The sequence below is a fragment of the Curtobacterium sp. 18060 genome (genome assembly GCF_902706105.1).
GTDB lineage: Bacteria > Actinomycetota > Actinomycetes > Actinomycetales > Microbacteriaceae > Curtobacterium.
The window spans coordinates 37,843-60,088 of the sequence record NZ_CACSJV010000007.1 but is presented as its reverse complement, the minus strand read 5'-3'; the positions used below and the strand labels follow the sequence as shown (position 1 = coordinate 60,088).

The following is a 22,246-nucleotide window of genomic DNA, read 5'->3' as shown; positions in this document are numbered from 1 at the left end:
GTACCCCTCAGCTCTTGACCGCGCCCTGCGTCACGCCGCTGATGACCCAGCGTTGCGCGAACAGGTAGACGATGATCGTCGGCGCCATGGCCATCAGGTACGAGGCGAAGGCGACGTTGTAGTTCGTGCCGAACTGGCTCTGGAAGATGTTCTGCACCACGGGCAGGGTCTGCAGGGTCGGGTCGGCGGTGATGAGCGACGGCATCATGAAGTCGTTCCACGACGCCAGGAACGCGAAGATCCCGACGGTGGCGTTCATCGGTCCGAGCAGCGGCAGGATGATCCGCCAGAAGATCTGCCACGTCGAGGCGCCGTCGATGCGGGCACTCTCCTCGAGCTCGACCGGGATCGACCGCAGGTACGCCGAGTAGAGCAGCACGCTGAACGACAGTTGGAACATGGCGTGCAGGATGCCGACGCCGATCGGGTTGTCGAGGCCCATCTGGGCGGTGAGCTTGATCTGCGGCAGTGCGACGACCGGGAACGGCAGGAACATCGCCGCCAGCAGGTAGACGAACGACCACCGGAAGAACCGCTTGTGCCAGTTCCGGACGATCGCGTACGAGGCGAACGAGCTGAGCAGCAGGGTCGCGACGACGGTGAGCGCTGCGACACCGAGCGACACCGAGAACGAGACGGGGAAGCGCGTGAGCTCCCAGGCCGACGCGAACGAGCCGGGGTTGAACGGGAACGGCAGCGACAGGGCGTTGCCGTCGACGGACTGCTCGCTCGTCTTGAACGCCATGGCGACGGTGACGTACAGCGGGACGAGGACGGTCAGCGCCGCGAGTCCGAGCACGACGGTCAGGGTCCAGTTCGTGCCGCCGAGGCGCCGGCGGTGCCCGCGGCCCGGTCGTCGTGCGTCGCCGGTGGTCACCGCGCGGGTGTCGGTGGGTGGGCGGGTGTCGGTGGCGGTCATGCGAGTCGCAGGTTCCTTCCGCGGGTCGCCGCGAGCTGCAGCACGGAGATGAGGACGGTGATGATGAAGAACACGGTCGCGTTCGCCATCTGGTAGGCGTAGTCGCCGCCGGTGAAGCCGCCGAAGATGGTCATGGCGACGCTGCTCGTCGCGCTGCCCGGGCCGCCGTTCGTCAGGCCGACGATGACGTCGTAGGCGCCGAGGTAGCCCTTCACGCCGAGCACGGTGTTGATGACGATGAAGCCGCCGAGCAGCGGGAGCGTGATCGCGCGCAGCTGCTTCCAGCCGGTGGCGCCGTCGAGCGAGCTCGCTTCGTACAGCTCCTCGGGGATCGAGGTGAGCCCGGCGGTGTAGATGAGGAGGGCGCCGGGCACGGTCTGCCAGGCGGACACGATCACGATCGCGACCCACGCCAGGTTCGGGTCGCCGAGGATGCTCTGCTCCAGCGGTCCGAACCCGACGCTCGTGGCCAGGGCCGGCACGGTGTTCGAGAACAGGAAGTTGAACACGTAGGCGACGATGATCCCGGAGATCACCATCGGGATCACGAAGATCGACCGGAGGCCCGCGGCGAACCGGATCTTCTTCGCCAGTGCGATCGCCAGTGCCAGCGCGATGACCTGCGTGACGATCACGGTGACGACGGCGAACCCGAGGGTGAAGCCGTACGACGCGAGGATCGCCGGGTCGGACACGAGCGCCCGGTAGTTCTCGAGCCCGAGGAAGTCCCACTGCCCGAAGCCGAGGTAGTCGGTGAAGCTGTAGAAGATGCCGACGCAGGCGGGTGCGACGACGAAGGCGGTGAACGCGATGAGGGCGGGCACGAGGAACAGGTAGTACATGCCCTCCGTCCGGCGGAGGGAGCCCGGGCGACGCGAACCGGCGGCGCGGTGCGTGCGGGCGGCCGCGGTGGCCGGCCCGGACGTCGCCGGGTCGGTGTCGTGGGAGAGCGGGGTCTGCATGGTCATGGTGGCTCCTGGAGTCCTGGTCCGGCTCAGACCGTCGCCGAACGGCCGGCGAGACGCCGCCAGTCCGAGTCGAGCCGCTGCAGCATCGAGGTGAAGTCCCCGCTCCGGATCGCCGACTGCAGGTAGTTGCCGAGCGGGATCGAGGTGGGGATGAAGGTGCCGGCGCCCTGGTAGAACGCGGCGTCGTCGACGTACTGCTGCAGGCCGGCGAGCCGCTCGTCCTGCTGCGGCGGCGCGTCCTTCGTCGGCGAGTAGGCCAAGTTGTCGCGGTTGTAGGCGTCGATGACCTCGGGCTGCATGAGGAACTCGACGAGCTCCTTCGCCTCGTCCGGGTGCTGCGACGCGGTCGGGATCCACAGGCCGAGGTCGATGTTCACCCGGGCCCGCCGGTCGCCGGGGTCGTTCGACACGGGCAGCGCGAACGTGCCGACCTCGAGGTCCTTGTCGACCAGCGCGATCTGTCCGAGCGCCCACGGCCCCTGCAGGTACATCGCGGCCTCGCCTTTGCCGAACGCCAGGTTGCCGTCGGCGTAGGCACGCGTGGCGTGGTCGGGGTTGAAGAACGTCGAGATGGTCTTCGCACGCTCCATCGGCACCGCGAAGTCCTTCTCGAACGACACCGCGGAGTCCGGGCCGACGTCGGTGCCGAGTGCCTTCATCTTCGTGAAGAACGACCCGGTGTCGACCAGGCTGCCCACCGAGTAGTCGAACAGCCCCTGCCACAGTGTCCAGGTGTCGCGGTCCGTCGCGTAGATCGGGGTGATGTCGGCCTTCTGGAGCGTCCGGCACACCTCGACGAACTCGTCCCACGTCGTCGGCACGGGCAGGCCGTGGTCGGCGAAGATCCGCTTGTTGTAGATGACCCCGGCGGCGGCGAGCGAGTACGGCAGCACGCTCGTGCGGTCCTCGAACGTCGCGTACTGGTTCGTCAGGGTGTCGATGTCCGGTCGGACCCGTGCCGCCGACGGCAGGTCTCCGAGGTCGCTCAGCACGCCGCGGGAGATGTAGCGCGCGAGTTCGAGGTTGTCGTTGAAGCAGCCGACGTCGGCCGGCTCACCGCGGACGAACTGTGGCGCGATCGCCGCCGTGCTGTCGTGCACCACGGACAGCCCGGGGTGCCCCTTCTCGAAGCGCCGCAGGAGCGCGTCGAAGTAGGCGATGACCTCCTGCTTCTGCTCGTAGAAGCGCAGCGTGGTCGCACCCCCTGCCGCTGCGCGCGGTGCCGCGCACCCCGCGAGCGCCATCGTGCCGAGCGCGATCCCGCCGGCTGCTCCGGCGAGGAACCCCCGCCGGCTCACGGCCGCGCTGATCGTTCCGGTCCTGCTTCCCACCATCGGGCAACTCCCTCGTGCGCGTCGTCGCGCACGTCTTGTTTACAGCGCTGTAAACGGGAAGTCAACGTTGTAATCGCACCTGACGGGGTAGGCGCGCCCACAAGCGGACGGGAGGCGCGGGTCGCCCCCGCCCCGCGCCTCCCGGCCGCCGCGCAGCGCGTCCACGGCCGCGCGCCGCCGCCCGCCGGACGGACACCGCACGGAGCTGACAGGATCGTCCGATGGCGCAGGACGAACGGGACATCGCACTCCGAGTGGGGCACGAAGAGCTCCGCATCCGCGGGGTCTACGAGACCATCAGCATCATCAACGACGTGATGGTGGCGCTCTGGTTCATCGTCGGCAGCATCCTCTTCTTCTCCGAGAGCACCACGACGGCCGGCACGTGGCTGTTCCTGATCGGGAGCATCCAGCTGCTCATCCGCCCCGTCATCCGGCTGTCGCGGAGACTCCACCTCGGACGGATCGGCCGAGGGAACCCCACGGAGTCCGCGCGCGATTTCTGACGGCGACACGCCTGGGCGAACACACAGGAACGCGAGCAGGCACCATGGAGAGCATGGCAAGCACCACCTCCGCTCCCCCGCCCGGCCCCGTCGAGACGACGTCGAAGGTGCGGCGGTGGGTGTTCTGGCCCGCCGCCGTCCTCGTGCTCGGCTTCGTGGCGTTCACGTTGATCTCGCCGTCGAGCGCCGAGGCGATGTTCGTCGGACTGCAGGACGGCATCGTCAAGAACTTCAGCTGGTACTACGTCCTCGTCGCCGCGTTCTTCGTCGGCTTCTCGCTGTTCGTCGGCTTCAGCAAGTTCGGCGACATCAAGCTCGGGAAGGACCAGGACGAGCCCGAGTTCTCGACCGGGTCGTGGTTCGCGCTGCTCTTCGCCGCCGGCATGGGCATCGGCCTCGTGTTCTACGGCGTCTCGGAACCGCTCAGCCACTTCGCCTCACCGCGCCCCGGCGTCACCGGCACCGAGAACGAGCTCGCGCAGCAGGCCCTCACCCAGACGTTCCTGCACTGGGGACTCCACGCGTGGGCGATCTACGTCGTGCTCGGCCTCGCCCTGGCCTACGCCATCCACCGCCGCGGCCGCCCCGTGTCGATCCGGTGGGCGCTCGAGCCGCTGCTCGGCAACCGGGTGCGCGGCGGGTGGGGCAACCTCATCGACGTCATCGCGCTCGTCGGCACCCTGTTCGGTGTCGCGACCTCGCTCGGCCTCGGGGTCATCCAGATCGGCGCCGGGCTCGAGAGCGCTGGCATCGCCGACAGCAGCATCGTCAGCCAGATCGCCATCATCGCCGTGATCACCGCGGTCACCATCGTGTCGCTCGTGACCGGTGTCACCAAGGGCATGAAGATCCTGTCGAACTTCAACCTGCTGCTCGCCGCCGCACTGCTGCTGTTCGTGCTCATCGTCGGGCCGACCCAGTTCCTGCTCCGCGACTTCGTGCAGTCCATCGGCGCGTACCTGCAGAACATCGTCGGTCTGTCGTTCAACGTCACTGCACAGCAGGGCGCCGAGGGCGTCGCCTGGCAGGGCGCGTGGACCACCTTCTACTGGGGCTGGTGGATGTCGTGGGCGCCGTTCGTCGGTGTCTTCATCGCGCGCATCTCCAAGGGCCGCACGGTTCGCCAGTTCGTGTTCGGTGTCCTGCTCGTGCCGACCGTGCTCACGTTCCTGTGGTTCGCGGTCCTCGGCGGTGCGGCGATCCACCGCGAGACCGACGGCGCCGGCGGCCTGGTCGGCTCGGACGGCTCGGTGGACCTCGAAGGCTCGCTCTTCGCCCTGCTCGGCGACCTGCCCGCCGGAGCGGTGCTGACCTTCGGCGCGATCCTGCTCATCGGCGTGTTCTTCGTGACCTCGTCGGACTCCGGGTCGCTCGTGATGGCGATGATCGCGTCCGGCGGCGACATCGAGCCGAAGAACTGGCTACGCGTCTTCTTCGCCACCGTCTCGGCACTGCTCGCCGTTGCCCTGCTGCTGAGTGGCGGGCTGAACGCTCTCAAGACGGCGGCGATCACCACGGCGCTGCCCTTCAGCGTCGTGCTGCTGCTCACCTGTTGGTCGACGATCATCGCCTTCACCCGCGAGCGGCGGGCATACGACAAGGCCGAGCGCGAGGTCCTGCTCGAGCACGTCGGCGCGTACTACGGGCTCGAGGTCGAGGGGCCGTCGGAGCGCGCGCCGCGATCGGCGTTCGGTCGGCCGTGGGCAGCCGTCAAGAGGCGGGTGCGCGGTGGGTCAGTGGCGCACCCGACCGCGACCGCCCTCGACGACTTCCCGATCCGGACGCAGACGGTGTCACCCGACCCGGCGGTCGACGCGAGCCTGGACGTCGGGCCGGCTGCGGAGAGCGCTCCGCGCCCGACGGACGGATGACGGAGAGGCGCGGACCGCTCCGCGGTGACGCGCCAGCGGCACGTGGGCCGCGCCGACCGAGCTTGCGAGGGAGGCGTGGCGGGGCCGCCACGGGCCTCCACTCCGTCAGCGGTCGCGACCAGGGCGTCGCGCCGGCCCGGACACGAAGGGCTCAGAGGCGCTTCTCCATGCAGTAGCTCGTCGGGTCGTCGGTGTACGGCCCGAACCGCGGGACCTGGCGGTAGCCGAGCTTCTCGTACAGGGCGATCGCCGCGACCTGTGGCAAGCCCGTCTCCAGTTGCAGCGTCTCGATGCCCAAGTCGTGCGCGTGCGCCTCGAGTGCCTGGAGCAGGGCTCGGCCGACCCCGAGTCCTCGAGCGTGGTCAGTGACGAACATGCGCTTGACCTCGCCGGATCCGTCGCGCCGATCAACCAGCGCCGCCGTACCGACGGCCACGTCACCCTCGCGAGCGACGAACAGCGAGACCCCGTCGGCTTCCAGGGCGTCGACGTCGAGGCCGTAGTAGTTCTCGGCCGGGTACAGGGCCAGGGCGAAGGCGTCCCCCTGGTGGAGCAGGCTGAGGACGCCGTCGCTGCGAGGGCTCTCGATCTGGATGGAAGGCACGGCCGATTGTACGAGTTCAGTCGACCACTGGGCGTCGTCCCGCCGAGGACTGGAACCGCACCAGGTACCCGTCCGGGTCCTGCACGAGGAACTGGTCCACGCCGGCCTGCTCGTTCCCGACGTCGTACCACTTCGTCTCGGGCTGCATGAAGAGTTCGGTGCCGGCACGGAGCAGGGTCGCGGCCAGTGCGCGGCTGTCGGGCACGGTGATCTGGAAGTTCACGCCTCGGCCGAGCGGGCGATCGAGCGGGCCGGTGATCCAGTTCCGACCGACGCCGGCCTGTTCGAGCATCAGGTGTGCGGTGCCGAGGGCGATGTACGCGAAGCGCTCCTCCGGCCGGGAGTAGCGGCTCTCGAAGCCGCACAGACCGCACCAGAACGCGAGGCTCCGGTCCAGGTCGGCGACGAGGAGCTCGGGGACGAGTGCGGGCTCGGGGGGCATGCTCACCGGAACAGGTCGAGGTGCGGTGTTGCACCGGGATCGGCCATCTGCGCTTCGGTCTCGCGTACCAGCTCGTCCACGCGAGCTCCCCACTTGCGCATGAAGACCACGCGGACGATGCCGATGACGGCCCACAACGCTGCGACGACCCCGCGCCCGAAGCCCGCCGGGTCTCCCTGCAGAACGTCCGGCACGGCGAGCGCGGCCCACAGGATGCCCAGGCTGATCCAGACCCACCCGGTGACCGCGCCCTGCGACGTCTGGCGGCGCAGGAAGCGCCTCCGGATCACGACCGGGACACCGGTCGGGTCGGCTCCACCGCGCAGCCACCGGTTCATCGCTCGGTACGAGGCGTAGCCGCCGAAGCGCGACCAGCTGCCCAGGATGAGCGCGAAGCCACCTGCGGCGAGGACGGCCACGACGACGAGGACGACCGTCTGGGACATCTCCGGGAAGTGGAGGCCGACCAGCATGAGCCAAAGCCCCACGAAGAGGGCGGGGACGCCGAGGAGCTGTGCCCACCCGATGGCGTCGAGTTGTCTGATGCTCACCATTGCACTCTACGCACGCCCACCGCCGCCGTCAGATGCCGGAACAGGAATACGACGATGCGGCGTCGAGGATTCGTCGACCACATCGACGAAGGGCTCGATCATGACCACCGCGCGCACGTTCCACCTGATCAGCACGCTGCTGCTGGCCGTCGGGTTCCTCGGGGTCGGCGCGCTGATGGCCGACGTCTACTACGGACCGGAGGGTGGGGGTGCCAACATCGGCCTCGGGCTCGTGATGCCACTGTGCCTCGGCTCCGGCGTCGTCGGCATCGCGATGGGCGTCGCAGCCCTCGTGACGACGTGGCGGACCACCCGCGCCGCTCGCTCGCGACAGCCCGTCCGGTAACGGAGGGTCGTGAGCCGTCCGCTCACTTCGACGCCCCGGTACCGGGCAGGCTGAGGATGTTGTCGGTGCCCTGCGGCACGACGATGAGCGAGCCGTTGTCGCCGGCGCTCTTGAGGGCCTCGATCTCACGCTGCTTGAGCGCCGCCGCCGAGAGCGGGTGCTCGTTGAGGACCTCGTTCGCGTCCGCCTGCCCCTGCGCCTCGGCGACCTGCTGCTGCGCCTGCACCTTCTTCGCGTCGAGCAGCGCGCGCTCCTTCGTGACCTGGATCTGTGCCTGCTGGGCCGTGGCGTAGGCCTCGGTGACGGACTTCGGCGGGGTGATCTCCTGCAGTGCGAAGTTGTCGACGTGCACGCCGGAGCCCTTCCACCGGGTCTCGAGGGCCTGGATCATCGACTTCTCCACTGTGCCGCGCTTGGTGATCAGCTCGATGGTGGTGAAGTCGTTCGGGACCTGCCGGACGACGCTGCGCACCGAGTTGCCGATGAACTGCGTCTTGAAGTTCTCCTCGGTCTTGTAGGACCGGTAGATGTCGGTGACCGACTTGGCGTCGATGCTGTACTGCAGGTTCAGGCTGACGTTCGACGAGACGCCGTCCTGGTCCTGGACGGTGACGTAGGGGCCGGATCGCACGTTCCCGTTGTTGTCGGAGTCGGAGCCGTTCACCGCGTTGATGTAGGTGACGGTCTGGTTCCGGATGTTGAACGTGTGGAGCGTGGCCCACGGCGCTTTGAAGTGGAACCCGGAGTCCGTGGTCTGCCCGACGATGTTGCCGGAGATGTCCACCTGCACTTTCGACTCGCCCGTGTCCTGCGCGTACAGGGTGCTCCCGAGTGCCAAGCCGACGAAGACCAGGCCGGCTCCGGCTGCTGTCCACATGGCGATGCGGTTCGGGCGGCGGGTGGGAACGGCTGGCCGGGCCTCGCGACCGGGGGTGGCCGGTCGCTCCGCGGTGGTGTAGGTCCGTTTCCGGAACGGGAGCGCGACGAGCGCGATGACGAGGAAGACGATGGCGGCAACGAACATGACGAACACTCCTGGATGGTTGTCCGTGCAGTCTGCCGTATTCGGAGGCCCGAACAGCCTGGTGCGAGGTTGCACGCATGGTGCGGCCCTGATGCCTCGCACCATGCGGTCAACCTCGCACCGAGCGGGCTCCCACCGCGGTGCGAGGTTGCACGCATGGTGCGGCCCTGATGCCTCGCACCATGCGGTCAACCTCGCACCGAGCGGGCTCCCACCGCGATCAGCGGGCAGCCAGGCCTCCGCTCACCACCCCGGCACGGCCACCCGCACCGCGCTGATCCGCCCCGCACGGGTCTGCGCCGTCGTCGCCGGGTCGTAGCTGTCCGCCGTCGCCAGGTACAGCGTGCGGCCGTCCTCGCCCCCGAGCGCGCAGTCGATCGCGCACAGCCCCGGCGCGTCGATCCGGTCCGTGACCTCGCCGCCCTCGAGGACCCGGAGGAACTCCCCCGTGTCGACGGAGCAGACCCAGACGGCGCCGTCGCGGTCGACCGTGCTGCCGTCCGGCGTGACGCCACCGGGAAGCGCTGCCCACTCGCGTCGGCCGGTCAGCGACCCGTCGGGCTCGATGTCGAACGCGGTGAGCCGGCCGCCCCACGTCTCGCTCACCACGAGGGTGCGGGTGCCGGGCAGGACGTTCGCGCTGTTCGGGAACACCAGCCCCTCGGCGGCGAGGCGGAACGAGCCGTCCTGCTCGATCACGTACAGCGGGCCGGGGCGGAGCTCCTCGCCGCCGTACAGGTCGTAGCCGAAGGCCCCGATGTAGGTCCGGCCGGTCGCCTCGTCGACGACCAGGTCGTTCAGGAGCGACGACTCCTCGCCGGACAGGTCGGCGAACACCGACGCCTCGCCACGGTCGTCGACGGCGACGACCGTGCGGGACTCCATCGAGCTGACGACGAGTCGCCCGTCGGCGAGCCATCCAAGTCCGGACGACTGGCCCTCCACCGTGGCCTCCAGGCGCGGAGCCGCGGTCGAGGTCGGGTCCATCGAGAAGACCTCGCCGGTGTGCATGTCCGAGTACCAGAGCCGCCCGTCGTGCCAGCGGTTGCCCTCGGGGAAGCGGATTTCGGTGACGACGTCGGTCGCGGAGTCCAGAGTGATGTGCACCGATCCACCCTGCCAGCCGGACCCCCGCGCCACCCGGTGGTCTGGCACGATCGAGGCATGCCCCTCGACGGAACTCCCCTGGAACGGCTCGGCTTCCTGACGATCGGGTCGTTCGACCCCGCCCGACCGTCCGAGGGCCACGAGGACACGCTCCGGGTCATCGAGCGCGCGGAGGCGCTCGGCTTCGACAGCGCGTGGCTGCGCCACCGGCACCTGCAGCACGGCATATCCTCCCCCGTCGCGGTGCTGGCCGCGGCGTCGCAGCGGACCTCGCGGATCGAGCTCGGCACCGCCGTCACGCCGATCGGCGCCGAGAACCCGTTCCGGCTCGCCGAGGACCTCGGCACCGTCGACGTGCTGCTGGGCGGGCGGCTGAACCCCGGCTTCTCGGTCGGCACCCCGATGAACTTCGACCTGTACCGCGACGCGATCTACCCCGACACCGCCGAGCACGAGAACCTCGGCAACGACCGGCTCCTGCGCTTCCGTGCCCTCGTGCGCGGAGAAGCGGTGACCGGAACCGGAACCGCGACCGGCACCGTCGAACGCCGAGGGATCGAGGAGTTCGCGAGCACCGTCCAGCCCCACAGCGACGGCCTCGCCGACCGCATCTGGTACGGCACCGGCAGCACGAAGTCGGCGGTCTGGGCCGGCGAGAACGGCTTCCACCTGCTCACCTCGAGCGTCACGCGCAGCGAGGTCGGCACGGACTTCGCCACCAACCAGCGCGCGCAGATCGAGGCCTACCTCGACGTCCACCCCGATCCCAGCACCGCTCGGGTCTCCCAGGGCCTGGTCGTCATCCCGACCGACACGGCGAGCCGCGAGCAGGAGGCCCGCTACCGCGCCTACGTCGAGAGCCGCTCGGGCCGCGTCGGCGTGCCGATGGGGCCGGCGGGGATGCTCTTCGCCGCCGACCTCGTCGGGACCTCGGCCGAGATCGCGGACCGGCTGCGCGCCGACGCCGGCTACCAGGCGGTCACCGAGGTCGCCTTCGCGCTGCCGTTCTCGTTCGAGCCGGACGACTACGCGCAGATCACCACGGACATCGCCGAGCACCTGGGCCCGCAACTCGGCTGGGCGCCGCGACCGGCGGCCTGAGAACGGCGCCAGACCGCCGGACGGGAGGCACGTGGCCAGCTCGCGCCGTGCCTCCCGTCCGCTTTCGGGTTGCGCCCAGGGCGCGTGATCAGTCCTGCTGGTCCGCCTCCACCGCATCCTGCAACCGCTCGAGCACGTCCGGCACCGCCGAGCGCACCCGGCTCCAGCTCGGGATGAACGGCTTGTCGTCCGGGCGCGCGCTGAAGGCGCCGCCGGCGTCGAGGATCGCCTTGGTGAAGAGCTCGACCGCGGCTTCCTCGGCGTGCTGGTCGAAGCCGAGGCCGCTCATCTCCGCTTCGTGCCGGTAGACCTCGACGATGTCGAGGGCGTTCCGGTAGTACGTCGCCTTGAGCACCCGGAACGAGTCCGAGGTGAGCGGGACGCCCATCGTCGCGAGCTTCCGCAGCAGCGACTGCACGATGTCGTTCCCCATGCGGGCGAGTCCGCCGGTGCCGTCGGCCTCGGCGAGGGGCTGGTGCTTGTGGTCGTAGGCATCGGCGATCTCCACCTGGCACACCTGCCGGGTCGCGTAGTCGCGGTACACCTCGGACAGCATGCCGATCTCGAGGCCCCAGTCCCCCGGGATCTTCAACCCGTTCAGCACGTGCGCGCGCATCGCGAACTCGCCGGACAGCGGGTAGCGGAAGCTGCTGAGGTACTCCAGGTACTCGGACTCCCCGTAGACCTGGCGGAGCGACCGGAGCAGCGGGCCGACGAGCAGCCGCCCCACGCGACCGTTGATCCGGCCGTCGGCGACGCGGGCGTAGTAGCCCTTCGAGAACTCGTAGTCGAACGCCGGGTTCGCCACCGGGTAGAACAGCCGCGCGAGCATGCCCCGCTCGTACGTGGTGATGTCGCAGTCGTGCAGCGCGATGCACTCCGCCCGCTCCGACGCGAGCGCGTAACCCGTGCAGTACCAGACGTTCCGGCCCTTGCCCGGCTCCCCCGGTGCCAGCCCCTCGCGCTCCAGCTCGGCGTCGAGTTCCCGCAGGCGCGGCCCGTCGTTCCACAGGATGCGGTGCCGCTGCGGCAGCCGAGCGAAGAACTCCCGCGCGTGTTCGAACTGCGAGCGGTCGGCACGGTCCAGCCCGATCACGATCTCGCTGAGCCAGTCGGCCTCGGCCAGCTCGTCGACGATCCGCGAGAGCGCCGGGCGTTCGAGCTCCGAGTACAGCGCCGGCAGGATCAGGCTCATCGGCCGCTTCTCGGCGAATCCCCGCAGGTCGTCCTCGATGCTCGCGGTGCTGCGGCGGCCGAGGTCGTGGAACGTCGTGATGACGCCGTTCTGGTGGAAGTCGCTCATCGGTGGCTCCTGACGGACGGGGTGGTGAATCGGGAGACGCCCTCGGCCCAGCCCTGCGGGCCGGGGGCGGTTGTGCGGTGGACGCGCTCGGGTCGGTCGTCGGCGAGGGGACCGGGTTCCGGGCCGTGGCCGCGGACGACGACCGCCAGGTCGACGGCGTCGAGCAGCGCGGTGTCGTTCGGCCCGTCGCCGAGCCCGATCGTGCGCGGAGCGGTGCCGGTGCGGCGTGCGTGGTCGGCGACGAGCAGGCGGACCGCGGTGCCCTTGTCGCGCCCGGTGGGCAGGACGTGCCAGAAGCGGCCGCCGCGAACGAGGTCGAGGCCGGCCGCGGCGAGCGACTCGCGGAACGCGCCCGCGCGGTCGTCGTCCTCGGCGTGCCAGAGCAGGACCTCGGAGGCCTCGCGTCGGCGTGCATCACCGGCCGTTTCGAGGTCGAGTCCGGTCCAGGTGGCGACGACCTCGTCGGTCACGCCGCCGAAGGTCGCGAAGTGCAGGTCCAGGTCCGCTCGGGTGTGGTCGAGGGCTGCGCGGAGACGCGCGAGACCGGCGTTCGCGGGGCCCGCGCCAGCTCCGGTGATCGCCTTGCCGTCGGGTCCGACGACGATCGCGCCGTTCTCCGCGACGAACGCCTGCCCGTCGAGACCGGTCCGCTGCTGCAGGGCGGTGATCTCGGCCCGGGTCTTGCTGCTGCAGAACACCACCGGCACGTCGTCCGCGCGAAGCTGCTCGAGCATCGGCAGGGCAGCGTCGAACGAGTAGTCGTGGTGGTCGAGGAACGTCCCGTCGAGGTCCGTGACGACCATCAGGTCCTGTGGTGGCATCGTGCTCCGCTCGCGGCTTGGTGGGCTGCGGGCGACGGTGCCCCGGACCACCCTGCCATGCGTGGGAGTCCGGTTGGTGAACAGGGGCGACTTGCCGTCAGCGCAGTACGGCTGCGACCGCCAACCGCAGCGATGCCCGCTCGAAGGCGGTCCGCGCAGGCGCCCCGGGAAGGGCACGCTCGAGTGCGAGGCCGTTCACGACCGTGAGCAGGAACCGCGCGTGTTCCTCGGGACTGCCGTCCTGCAGGACCCCCTCCTGCCGCAGCACCGACAGCCACCGCTCGACCCGATCGACGGCGAGCCGTTCCATCGCGAGGAACGTGTGCTCGGCATCACCGGCGACCGGCACGGCGACGTAGGCATCGTGCAGCGCCGCCCAGTTCTGCCGAGCGGACGCACCGCTCCCGATGCTCGCGAGGAGCAGGTGCAGGCACCCCTCGAGTCGCTCGGCGGGCTCCTTGGAGTGGTCCGCGATCGGGTCTTCCGGGAGGTCGAGGGTCTGGAGACCTTCGACGACCGTGTCGATGAGCTCCCGCTGCGTCGGGAAGAAGTGCCGGAGCGACCCCGTGCTGACGCCGGCGCGGGCAGCCACCCCACGCACGCTCAGGCGAGCCGTCGGGTCCTCTCCGATCATCGTCGCCGCAGCGATCAGGATCTTCGACCGGGTGTCCGGAGCGGTTGAGTCGACCACGCTGCACCATCCTCTCCACAGGACTAGCACGGTGTGCTAGCTTCTCGATGTGTTGTCACACTGTACTAGAGAGGACGAGTCGATGGATGCGAACCGGAGAGCGCGACGGTGGACCAGCCGGGCGAAACCCGGCGACGGAACGAGCCTGAAGCCCTTCCGCTGGTGGCAGACGACGCGGCGCTCACTGATGTCGATCACCCTGACGCGCAACGGCGTCCCGGTCCACCACACGATCGACGTCCGCCACGGCGGGGACGCGACCGACGGGGTCGTACGTGCTCGCCTCTACGTCGACGGCACCTTGACCCTCGTCTCGCGGGTCCCTGCACGATTCCCGGTCACCGGCGGGCACATCGAGGTCCGTGTCAGCGAGTCGGGCCTGCGCCGCTGCCACTTCGTCGCCGAGGACGGCACCCAGCGGCAGCTCGTTCCCGACCCTCGCTCGGCCGAAGGGCGCCGCCTGCGGTTCGCGCAGCGCCACCCTGCTGCGAGCAGGATCGTCGGAGCCGTGTCGGTCGTCGTGCTGCTCGTCGGTGTCGGTCTCAACGTCCTGCAGGTGCTCGAGCCGATCTCGGAGATCCCGCCGATCGCGGACACGGTCGGCACGTTCGAGTCGCCTGTGCACCTGACCCCGTGGGCCAACGTCGCGCTCGGCTTCGCGGCAGCCCTGGGAGCGGTCGAGCGAGCGACGCGGCTGCGCTACCACTGGCTGCTCGACGGCGGAGCAGCCTCGTGACGCCGCCGGTCGGCCGCAGCGTGGTGCGAGGCTCGGGCCAGATCGTCCGACGGGAGTCCCGCGCGTACCTCGTCCTGAACCTCTCGGCGTACGGGCTGGTCGTGCTGGGCTTCGCGATCGGCCTCGTGTTCCCCGGACTCACCGACGCCCGGATGTCCGCGATGGAAGCCGACGGCACCGCCGGACTCGTCACCCGACTCGTGAGCTCGCCGGCGCTCTTCGCACTGACGATCCTCGCCGTCAACGTCCTCCGGCTGAGCCTGCTCACGCTCGTCCTGCCGTCACTGGTCGTCCCGTTCGCTGGGCTCGCGATCTTCGGCGCTTGGGCGGTGCAGACCGGGATCACCCTCGTGCCGTCGACCGGAGAAGGCTGGGTGGCGTTGATCCCGCACTCCGTCACGCTCCTCATCGAGCTGCAGGCCTACGTCCTCCTGCTGCTGGGCTCGTTCCTGGTGGGCAAGTACTGGCTCCGCCCCGGGGCCGCCGGGGTGGAGCGTCATCGGGACGGGTACCGACGTGGACTCCAGCAGCTCGGCACCCTCGCCGTCCCCGCCCTCGCCCTCCTCGTGATCGGTGCCGCGTGGGAGGCGGCCTCGCTGCGGTACCTGGTCCACCCGCTGAGCCAGTGGCTCCTCGCGCCGTGACGCAGCTCGCTACGAGGTGAGGTCGGGGGTCTCGACCCGGCCAGGCACTGCGGCATGTGCACGCGCGGTCCGCACCGTCAACGTCAGGACACCGCCGAGCACCATGAACCCCGCGGTGATCCACAGCGCGATCGTCGCCGAGTCCGTGGCGTCCTTCGCCGCGCCGATGGCGTACGGCGCCGCGAACCCCGCCAGGTTCCCCGTGGAGTTGATGAGCGCGATGCCACCGGCGAGCGCGGTGCCACTGAGCATCGACGTCTGGAAGCTCCAGAAGACGGCTGGGATCGAGAGGGCGCCGGCGTTGGCGAGCATCAGTCCGATGATCCCGAGCACCGCCTGGTCGCCGGCGAGGATGCAGATGACGAACCCGACGGCGCTGAGCGCGAAGGCCGCTGCGATGTGCTTCTTCCGTTCGCCGTGTCGGTCGGAGCTGCGGCCGAAGATCACCATGGACACGATCGCGGCGAGGCTCGGGAGTGCCGACACGAGACCGACCGTGACGTCGCCGTCGATCCCGAGGTCACGGATGAGGTTCGGCAGCCAGAAGCTGATGCCGTAGAGCGCGAAGTTGTACGAGAAGTAGATGCCGGTGAGCATCCAGATCATCGGGCTCCGGAAGACCTCCCGGAGCTTCGTGTGTCCGGCGGGTGGGGCTTCGGCGTCGAGGAGCGCGCCCAGCCGGCTGCGTTCGGGTTCGGTCAACCAGCGCACGGTGCGGTGGTCCTCCTGCAGGTACCGGAGGACGACGAAGCCCAACACGATCGTCGGGATCGCCTCGATGATGAAGAGCCACTGCCATCCGTCGAGCCCCGCGACGTCGCGCATGCCGTCGAGGATGAAGCCGGACACCGGCCCGCCGACGACCCCCGAGGCGGCGAGGGCGATGTAGAAGATGCCCCATGCTCGGCCGCGACGGCTGGCGGGGAACCACTGGGACATGTAGAAGAGCACGCCGGGGATGAAGCCGGCCTCGGCGACACCGAGCAGGAACCGCAGCACGTAGAACGTGGTCTCGGAGTCGACGAGGAACATGCACCCGGAGATGAGGCCCCACGTGATCATGATCCGGGCGATCCACTTCCGCGCACCGACCTTGGCGAGGATCAGGTTGGACGGGATCTCGAAGATGAAGTACCCGACGAAGAACAGGCCGGCGCCGAGTCCGTAGACGGCGTAGGAGAAGCCGAGGTCGGTGCTCAGTTGTTCCTGCGCGAATCCGATGTTCACGCGGTCGAGGTAGGACAGGAAGAAGCCGATCATCGCGAGCGGGAGCACGCGGGTCGACACCTTCCGGAAGAGTGCGTCGTCGTTGACGGTGGTCATCGGGTTCCTTCGTTCGGTGTCGGGTCAGCCGACGGTGTCGGCGAGCGGGATGCGGTAGACGCGAGCGGCGGTGCCGTGGAAGAGGGCGTCGAGCTGGTCCGGGGTGGACCCGGCGGCCCCGGTGAGGATCGTGTCCATCACCTCGTCGAAGTCGGGTGCCGTGAGCGTCGCGACGGGCAGGTTCGAGGCGAACATCGACCGGTCGTGACCGAAGACCGCGAGGGTCTCGCGGACCACCGCTTCGTTGCTCGGACGGTCCCAGCGGTTCCCGGGCAGGCCGAGCTCGGAGACCTTGACGACCGTGTTCGGCAGGGCGGCGAGTCGTTCCATGCCGTGGCGCCAGATCGCGAGTCCGTCGTCGCTGCGGTCCAGGGGCAGGCCGCAGTGGTTGATCACGACGGTGGTGTCCGGGATGTCCTGGACGACGTCGGCCGCTTCCGCGAGGTGGTGGTACGGCACGCGGAGGTCCCAGCTGAAGTCGTACGCCGCCAGTCGGTGCAGACCGGCGATCCAGGCTGGGTCCTGCATGGACCCGGGGACCCCGCGTACGGTCGGCCCCGGGTGCGCGGAGGTCATGGGCTTCGACCGGATGCCGCGGACGAGGGGGTGTTCCGCGTGCCCGGCGAGCACGTCGTCGAGGTCGGGCTGAGTGAAGAACACGTGTCCGACGGCCGCCATCGGGAACCGTGGGTCCGCATCGTGGAGCCCGCTGAGCCATGCCGATTCCTCGACCTGCTCGGTACGCGACCGTTCGGCCTCGCAGTGCACCGTGCCGATGACGTCCCATCCCGCGGTCGCGCGGAGGTAGTCCTCGGGCATGAAGGTGTGGCGCATCGCGGCGTAGTCGCCGAGGAAGAAGTCGGGGTTGACATCCGTCTGGATCCAGGGCCAGTGCCCCTCGCTCTGCAGGTCCCAGAAGTGGTGGTGGGCGTCGAGGATCCTCGGACGGTGGCCGTTCGCGATGGTCATGGTCGGTGCTCCCTACGAAGCGCTGGCGGGCTGGTGGATGCGGGCAGGTCGGTAGACACGGGCAGCGGTGTCGTGGAACACGGCGCGCTGCTCGGCCGCCGGGAGGTCGGCGAGGATGTCCCGGAAGCCGTCGAGCATCGCCGCGTAGGTGGTGAACATGCCGTCCACGGGGAAGTTGCTGCCGAACATCACCCGGTCGGCGCCGTAGAGGCCGACGAGTGTCAGGACGACTTCGCGGTTCACGAACTGGTCCCAGCCGTCGGCCTCGGTGCACAGCCCGGATGCCTTCACGACGACGTTCGGCAGGTCCGCGAGCTCGGCGAGTGCTGCACGCCACCCGCGCATGGTCCGTGCGCCGTGGTCGAGGAGCACGCCGGCGTGGTTCACGACGATCAGCGTCTCGGGGTGGTCGACGGCCAGCTCAGCCGCTTCGTGGAGGTTCCACCACGGGGTCTGCAGTTCGAAGTGGAGTCCGTGGTCGGCGAGCAGCGCGTAGCCGGCGCGCCAGGTCTGGTCGCTCATGCGCGTCCGACCGGACCCGACCTGCTCGAGCCGAGCCGGGCCTCCAGGCTTGTGCCGGATGCTGCGGACGGACGGGTGCGACGCCTGTGCGGCGAGCACCTCGGCGACGTCGTCGGCGTCCAGCCGCGCCTGCGCGGCCATCGCGCCGGGCACGCCGGTGGTCGCGGCGACCCGCGCCAGGGACCGGGTCTCACCGACGGGGTCGGCCGGGTCCCACTCGGCTTCCATCGAGACGGTCGCGACGACCCCCTGACCAGCGGTGTCGCGGAGCAGGTCGGCGGCGGTGTAGTCGTGCTTGATCGCCGAGTAGTCGCCGTAGCGGTGCGGGACGAGGACGCCGGGCCGCAGCCACGGGTACCGGTCATCGGCGAGCTGCCACAGGTGGTGGTGCGCGTCGATGACCGGGCCGCGGTAGCCGGCCTCAGGCACGAGCGGGCTCCGTCCGCGTGGTGCCGGCGAAGTTGATCGAGAGCGAACCGACCAGGTAGACGGCTGCCGCGATCGCGAGGAACACGAGGACCGCCGTGTACCCGCCGGTGAGGTCGAGGAGCACCCCGGCCGCGATCGGGACGACGATGCCGGCGGCGGTGCCGGCGAAGTTCATCACGCCGCCGACGATGCCGACGTTGCTCGGCTTCGCGAGCATCGACGGGATGGTCCAGTAGAGCCCGCCGAACAGGTTGAAGAACACCCCGATGCACAGCAGCGCGACGGCGACGGCGGTGTCGGTGACGAACGGCAGGGCGACGAGCGCCACCAGGCTGAGTGCGCCCGAGCCGCCGAACAGCATCTTGAACGCCACGTTCCGGCGGAACCGGCGCTGGAGACGGTCAGCGAGGAAGCCGCTCAGGATCTCGCCCACCGCGCCGCAGGAGAAGATCAGGAACGTCGCGAACCCGAGCGCGGAGAGGTCGAGTCCACGGGCGGCGGAGAGGTAGCTCGGCCCCCACGTGACCAGGCCCCAGAACACCATCGCCCACGCCAGACGTCCGACCACCATCGCGATGACGTTCGCGCGGCTGACCCCGGGGCGGTCGGACTGCTCGTCTTCGGCCTGTTCGATGAGGGCGACCTCGGCGGCGTTCACCGACCGGTGCTCGGAGGGACGGTTCCGCAGGTACAACCACGCGCCGATGCCGAACAGCACCGTGCACACGCCGATGATGACGAACGAGACGCGCCACGAACCGGTCGTACCGATCAGCCATGCCACGACCAACCCGCCGACCGCGGCGCCGAGCGGAGCACCGGAATCGATCAACGTGACGCCGCTTGCTCGCTTGCGCGGCGGCATCCACTTCGACACGAGCGACGACGCCGCCGGCATGAACGGCGCCTCGAACGCGCCGAGGCCGATGCGGGAGAGCACGAGCATCACGGCGTTCGCGGCAAATCCGGCGAGGGCCATGAACGAACCCCAGATGACGGACGCGATGCCGATGACGGTGCGCGGCCCGAACTTGTCGACCGTCAGACCGCCGGGGATCTGGAGCAGGCAGTACGACCAGAAGAACGCGCTGAGGATGATCCCCTGCACGGTGCCGGAGATGTGGAAGTCGTCCCCGATGAAGGGCAGGGCCACGCTGAGCGCGCTGCGGTCGACGCTGTTGATCGTGTAGAAGACGAACAGCAGGATGACGATCGCCCAGCGGATCCTGGTCGGGCGGGCGACACTGGGGTCGCTGTCCGGCTCGAGGCGGGTGGAGGCGGTCATGATGCTCCTTTGCACGGGGTGGGTGCGGCGAGCGCCGCGTCGGGGGCGGCGAGCGCCGCGTCGGGTGCAGCGCAGGCTGCGTCGGGTCAGACGACGAGGGAGAGCAGCAGCACGCCGACCAGGCCGATCACCGACTGGAGGGAGAGCATGAGCGTCCAAGTGCGGAACGTCTGCTTGACGGACAGCTGGAAGTACTCCTTGAACAGCCAGAACCCGGAGTCGTTGACGTGCGAGAGCATCACCGAGCCCGACGCCGTGGCGAGCACGAGCAGCTCAGGCGAGATCGACGGGGCGGCCGCAGCGAGCGGAGCGATGATCCCGGCTGCCGTCACGGTGGCCACGGTCGCCGACCCGAGTGCGATGCGCAGCAGGGCAGCGATCACCCAGGCCAGGATGAGTGCCGGCACGTGCCATCCCTGCGCGTACTCGACGATGACCTTGCTCACGCCCGTCTCGGCGAGCATCGCTGCGAGTCCACCGCCGGCTCCGATGATGAGCAGCACCGGTCCGACTGTCTTGAGTCCCGAACCGGCGACGCTCCCCATCGTCGCGATCGACGATCCGGAGGTCCGGCCGAGGCCGATCAGCGCGACGACCACGGCCAGGAGCAGCGCGACGACCGGGTCGTCGCAGAACGTCAACACGGTGTGCAGGACGGTGCCGTCGGCCGTGGCGTCGACGCCGAACGCGCCGATCACGAGCAGCAGCGGCGGGAGGAGCACGACGCCGAGGGCGAGCCACAGCGGCGGGCGCAGTTCCGTCAGCTCACGGGACCCGGCAGCGGGACCGGCATCGAGGTCGGGTGCCGGTCCGAACCAGCGCGAGGCGACCCGGGTGAGCACTGGCCCGCAGAGGATGACCGTCGGGATCGCGACGACCAAGCCGAGTGCCAGGGTCAGTCCGAAGCTCGCGTCGTAGGCAGCGACCGCGGCGGTGGGTGAGGGGTGCGGTGGGAGCAGGCCGTGTGCGGTGTACAGGCCGGCGGCGAGGGGCATCCCGACGAACAACAGGTGTGTGCCGGAACGGCGTGCGAGGGCGTAGGCAAGCGGCACGAGCATGACGAAGCTGACGTCGAAGATGTTCGGCAGGCCGATGACGAGCGCAGCGACGGCGATCGAGATCGGGATGAGCGCGACCTTGCGGTTGCCGATGAAGGCGTCCGCGATCCGGTTCGCCCCACCCGTGCTGGTGAGGATCGCGCCGAGGAGCGACCCGAGTCCGATCACCGGAGCGGTGTCGGAGAGCGTGTCGCCGAATCCCTGCTCGAACGTGCCGACGGTGTTCTCGACGCCGAGTCCGCTCGCGAACCCGAGCAGCAGCGCACCGATGAGGAGCGCGAGGAACGGGTTGAGCTTGAACTTCGCGATGCCGATGACGAGCAGGACGATCGCGACGGCGGCGAAGACGAGGTGGAGTTCCGGTGCGCTCACAGCGCAGCTCGCGAACCTGCCGCACGGGCTTCCTCGAACATGCGCTGCCCGATCTCGTCGACCCCGGTGAGGTCGTCGAACGTCAGCAGGTGACCGGCGGGCACGTCGCGGACGAGCCGTGCACCGCCGAGCAGGTAGAACGGCGCGGTCCCCGCGGGCGCGTCGTCATCGGACAGCAGGACGGGGTCGATGCCCGCGACCTCGTGGTGGTGCCCAGCCACCTGGAAGGCCGCGCCGGCCGTCAGTGGCTCGGCGGTCCGGCCGGCCAGCACGGAGCTCTGGCGCGGCACCGGGATGGTCGCGGTGCCCGAGGCTGCGGCTGCGATGGTGAGCGGCGTCTCGACGCCCATCAGGTGGTACGGCCAGAACACGCAGGCGTAGCGGCCGTCCCGGCTCACGACGTGCCCCTTGCCGGCGAGCAGGCTCCAGGTCTCCGGGTCGCCGGTGCGGACGACGACGAAGACACCTCCGCCGAAGCTCGCCTCGTCGGGCAGGCGGAGCATCGAGAAGACGTCGAGGCTGCCCGGACGGTCGAGGATCCCGCCGTCGGCACGGGCCGCGTACACGTCGGCGAGCTCGGTGGTGCGGACGACCGGGTAGTGCAGGTCCTCGCGGTCGGCGGTGTACCCGGTGTACTGGGCGACGACGGTCATCTCGCAGTGGTCGGCCGCGGCACGGCGCTTGAGCGGAGCGACCAGGTCGGCGCGCGCGGCGAGTGTGGCGTGCAGGTCGTCCCCGAGGGCGAGCAGGTCGGCCATGCCCGGCGCGGGGATGGTCTCGTCGACCTGGGTCACGGTGCCGGCGGTCGGGTCGAACACGAGGTCGTACTCCCCCGACTTGCCGAGCGCGACGATGTCGAGCCCGACACGTTCGATCCAGGTGACGAGGCGGATGAGGTTGGCCGGCTGGTCCCCGTCGCCGGGCAGGTAGCGGACGCCGGCCGCGGCGGCCGTGGCGGCGAGCGTGACGCCGGCGACGGTCTCGACCTCCTTGCTCACCATGACGACGTGCACACCCTGCGCGATGGCGGCTTCGGCGTACGCGACGCCGGCGGCGACCCGGCCGGTGGCCTCGACGAGCACGTCGATCGCGCTCCAGTCGATCCCCGCCAGGTCCGGTACGACGGTGGCGTCGCTGATGCCGAGGTCGGCGAGCATCGACTCGACCCCTGCCCCGTCCGGGTCGACGAGGACCGTCGGCGTCATGTCGGCCACGTTCCGCAGCTGTGCCAGGAGGGTCCGTCCGTAGCCTCCGCGCGCGCCGGTCAGCGCGACTCGGGTCTGCGTGCCACTGGGCTGCTGGATCGCCATCGTTCCT

The 22,246-nt window shown here is 69.9% G+C and carries 23 protein-coding genes; 6 read left to right on the top strand and 17 right to left on the bottom strand.

Translation table 11 applies throughout. From position 1 onward, the window contains the following. Window positions 1–7 precede the first annotated feature (7 nt). From GVL05_RS05765 to GVL05_RS05755, 3 genes are read right to left on the bottom strand one after another with little or no spacing between them, the layout of a single operon-like run. Window positions 8–919, bottom strand: a complete 912-nt coding sequence (locus GVL05_RS05765; RefSeq protein ID WP_131847664.1) for a carbohydrate ABC transporter permease — start codon at window positions 917–919, stop codon at window positions 8–10. After that, on the bottom strand, window positions 916–1,887 hold the full coding sequence (locus GVL05_RS05760; protein WP_131922612.1) for a carbohydrate ABC transporter permease: 972 nt from the start codon (window positions 1,885–1,887) through the stop codon (window positions 916–918). Before GVL05_RS05760 ends, GVL05_RS05765 begins: the two co-directional genes overlap by 4 nt. 26 nt (window positions 1,888–1,913) lie before the next feature. Then, window positions 1,914–3,221 (bottom strand): ABC transporter substrate-binding protein, encoded by a 1,308-nt coding sequence (locus tag GVL05_RS05755; RefSeq protein ID WP_235035869.1) that lies wholly within the window; start codon window positions 3,219–3,221, stop codon window positions 1,914–1,916. Window positions 3,222–3,442: 221 nt separating this feature from the next. On the opposite strand from GVL05_RS05755, the gene GVL05_RS05750 reads away from it, so the two are divergent. Both GVL05_RS05750 and GVL05_RS05745 read left to right on the top strand, forming a co-directional pair. Further along, a complete protein-coding gene (locus GVL05_RS05750; protein WP_131922614.1) occupies window positions 3,443–3,727 on the top strand; it encodes a YrhK family protein in 285 nt (94 codons plus the stop codon). A gap of 53 nt (window positions 3,728–3,780) precedes the next feature. After that, on the top strand, window positions 3,781–5,598 hold the full coding sequence (locus GVL05_RS05745) for a BCCT family transporter (RefSeq protein ID WP_228504998.1): 1,818 nt from the start codon (window positions 3,781–3,783) through the stop codon (window positions 5,596–5,598). Between the two features lie 151 nt (window positions 5,599–5,749). On the opposite strand, the gene GVL05_RS05740 is transcribed toward GVL05_RS05745, so the two are convergent. From GVL05_RS05740 to GVL05_RS05730, 3 genes are read right to left on the bottom strand one after another with little or no spacing between them, the layout of a single operon-like run. Further along, a complete protein-coding gene (locus GVL05_RS05740; protein ID WP_159572078.1) occupies window positions 5,750–6,202 on the bottom strand; it encodes a GNAT family N-acetyltransferase in 453 nt (150 codons plus the stop codon). Window positions 6,203–6,218: 16 nt separating this feature from the next. Then, window positions 6,219–6,644 (bottom strand): VOC family protein, encoded by a 426-nt coding sequence (locus GVL05_RS05735; protein WP_159572248.1) that lies wholly within the window; start codon window positions 6,642–6,644, stop codon window positions 6,219–6,221. Window positions 6,645–6,646: 2 nt separating this feature from the next. Then, window positions 6,647–7,195, bottom strand: a complete 549-nt coding sequence (locus GVL05_RS05730) for a hypothetical protein (protein ID WP_159572075.1) — start codon at window positions 7,193–7,195, stop codon at window positions 6,647–6,649. Between the two features lie 103 nt (window positions 7,196–7,298). On the opposite strand from GVL05_RS05730, the gene GVL05_RS05725 reads away from it, so the two are divergent. Beyond that, a complete protein-coding gene (locus GVL05_RS05725) occupies window positions 7,299–7,544 on the top strand; it encodes a hypothetical protein (RefSeq protein WP_131847656.1) in 246 nt (81 codons plus the stop codon). A gap of 22 nt (window positions 7,545–7,566) precedes the next feature. Here GVL05_RS05725 and GVL05_RS05720 read toward each other — a convergent pair whose 3' ends face one another. Then, window positions 7,567–8,568: an SPFH domain-containing protein gene (locus GVL05_RS05720; RefSeq protein ID WP_159572072.1), complete on the bottom strand. Its 1,002-nt coding sequence runs from the start codon at window positions 8,566–8,568 to the stop codon at window positions 7,567–7,569. 243 nt (window positions 8,569–8,811) lie between these two features. Then, window positions 8,812–9,675, bottom strand: a complete 864-nt coding sequence (locus GVL05_RS05715; RefSeq protein ID WP_159572069.1) for an SMP-30/gluconolactonase/LRE family protein — start codon at window positions 9,673–9,675, stop codon at window positions 8,812–8,814. Window positions 9,676–9,732: 57 nt separating this feature from the next. Here GVL05_RS05715 and GVL05_RS05710 point away from each other — a divergent pair, with 57 nt between their 5' ends. Then, window positions 9,733–10,776 carry an LLM class flavin-dependent oxidoreductase gene (locus GVL05_RS05710; RefSeq protein ID WP_159572066.1) on the top strand — a complete coding sequence of 348 codons (1,044 nt, stop codon included), beginning with the start codon at window positions 9,733–9,735 and terminating at the stop codon, window positions 10,774–10,776. Between the two features lie 88 nt (window positions 10,777–10,864). Here GVL05_RS05710 and GVL05_RS05705 read toward each other — a convergent pair whose 3' ends face one another. The 3 genes from GVL05_RS05705 to GVL05_RS05695 form a co-directional block, all read right to left on the bottom strand. Continuing rightward, the gene (locus GVL05_RS05705) at window positions 10,865–12,079 is read right to left on the bottom strand and encodes a glycosyl transferase (protein ID WP_123939447.1); all 1,215 of its coding nucleotides are present in this window, start codon (window positions 12,077–12,079) and stop codon (window positions 10,865–10,867) included. Continuing rightward, on the bottom strand, window positions 12,076–12,900 hold the full coding sequence (locus GVL05_RS05700) for a mannosyl-3-phosphoglycerate phosphatase (RefSeq protein ID WP_159572063.1): 825 nt from the start codon (window positions 12,898–12,900) through the stop codon (window positions 12,076–12,078). The genes GVL05_RS05705 and GVL05_RS05700 overlap by 4 nt, the downstream gene beginning before the upstream one ends. 97 nt (window positions 12,901–12,997) lie before the next feature. Beyond that, entirely contained in the window at window positions 12,998–13,591 is a 594-nt protein-coding gene (locus GVL05_RS05695) for a TetR/AcrR family transcriptional regulator (protein WP_235035868.1), read from the bottom strand. Between the two features lie 187 nt (window positions 13,592–13,778). Between GVL05_RS05695 and GVL05_RS05690 the strand changes: the two genes are divergently transcribed. Both GVL05_RS05690 and GVL05_RS05685 read left to right on the top strand, forming a co-directional pair. Next, on the top strand, window positions 13,779–14,327 hold the full coding sequence (locus GVL05_RS05690; protein ID WP_235035867.1) for a hypothetical protein: 549 nt from the start codon (window positions 13,779–13,781) through the stop codon (window positions 14,325–14,327). After that, the gene (locus GVL05_RS05685; RefSeq protein WP_200849160.1) at window positions 14,324–14,971 is read left to right on the top strand and encodes a stage II sporulation protein M; all 648 of its coding nucleotides are present in this window, start codon (window positions 14,324–14,326) and stop codon (window positions 14,969–14,971) included. Before GVL05_RS05690 ends, GVL05_RS05685 begins: the two co-directional genes overlap by 4 nt. Before the next feature lie 9 nt (window positions 14,972–14,980). Here GVL05_RS05685 and GVL05_RS05680 read toward each other — a convergent pair whose 3' ends face one another. From GVL05_RS05680 to GVL05_RS05655, 6 genes are all read right to left on the bottom strand, one after another. After that, window positions 14,981–16,294: an MFS transporter gene (locus GVL05_RS05680; protein WP_132100909.1), complete on the bottom strand. Its 1,314-nt coding sequence runs from the start codon at window positions 16,292–16,294 to the stop codon at window positions 14,981–14,983. Window positions 16,295–16,318: 24 nt separating this feature from the next. After that, window positions 16,319–17,263, bottom strand: a complete 945-nt coding sequence (locus tag GVL05_RS05675; protein WP_159572057.1) for an amidohydrolase — start codon at window positions 17,261–17,263, stop codon at window positions 16,319–16,321. Window positions 17,264–17,275: 12 nt separating this feature from the next. Then, window positions 17,276–18,214 (bottom strand): amidohydrolase, encoded by a 939-nt coding sequence (locus GVL05_RS05670; RefSeq protein ID WP_159572054.1) that lies wholly within the window; start codon window positions 18,212–18,214, stop codon window positions 17,276–17,278. Further along, window positions 18,207–19,499 (bottom strand): MFS transporter, encoded by a 1,293-nt coding sequence (locus GVL05_RS05665; RefSeq protein WP_159572051.1) that lies wholly within the window; start codon window positions 19,497–19,499, stop codon window positions 18,207–18,209. Before GVL05_RS05665 ends, GVL05_RS05670 begins: the two co-directional genes overlap by 8 nt. Window positions 19,500–19,585: 86 nt before the next feature. Next, window positions 19,586–20,929 carry a gluconate:H+ symporter gene (locus GVL05_RS05660; RefSeq protein ID WP_159572048.1) on the bottom strand — a complete coding sequence of 448 codons (1,344 nt, stop codon included), beginning with the start codon at window positions 20,927–20,929 and terminating at the stop codon, window positions 19,586–19,588. Next, the gene (locus GVL05_RS05655) at window positions 20,926–22,239 is read right to left on the bottom strand and encodes a homoserine dehydrogenase (protein WP_159572045.1); all 1,314 of its coding nucleotides are present in this window, start codon (window positions 22,237–22,239) and stop codon (window positions 20,926–20,928) included. The genes GVL05_RS05660 and GVL05_RS05655 overlap by 4 nt, the downstream gene beginning before the upstream one ends. Window positions 22,240–22,246: the final 7 nt, after the last annotated feature.